Source organism: Mycobacterium sp. 852002-30065_SCH5024008 (assembly GCF_001665645.1).
Lineage (GTDB): Bacteria > Actinomycetota > Actinomycetes > Mycobacteriales > Mycobacteriaceae > Mycobacterium > Mycobacterium paraffinicum.
Map to the genome: position 1 here is coordinate 1 of NZ_LZSZ01000033.1, position 399 is coordinate 399.

Here is a 399-nt window from a genome sequence, read left to right on the forward strand (position 1 = left end):
GATGTGTATAAGAGACAGGTGCTCGATCAGTGGTTGCGGCCGGTTCCGGCCGGGGTGATCGGCGAGTTGTATGTGGCCGGTCATGGCGTGGGGGTGGGGTATTGGCGCCGGTCGGGGTTGACCGCATCGCGGTTCCTCGCTTGTCCCTTCACCGGGGCGTCCGGCACCCGGATGTATCGCACCGGGGACTTGGTGTGTTGGGGCGACGACGGTCAGCTGCGGTATGTGGGGCGCGCGGATGAGCAGGTCAAGGTTCGTGGGTATCGCATCGAACTCGGTGAGATCCAAACCACCCTAGCCAGTGTGGACGGGGTGGACCAAGCGGTGGTGATCACCCGCGAAGACCACCCCGGCGACAAACGCCTGATCGGCTACATCACCTGTCTCTTATACACATCT

The 399-nt window shown here is 62.9% G+C and carries 1 protein-coding gene; it reads left to right on the forward strand.

All coding sequences use genetic code 11. The features are described from left to right. Positions 1-399, forward strand: a 399-nt coding sequence (locus tag A5781_RS03995) for an AMP-binding protein (protein ID WP_156624365.1), incomplete at both ends; no start/stop codon positions are given.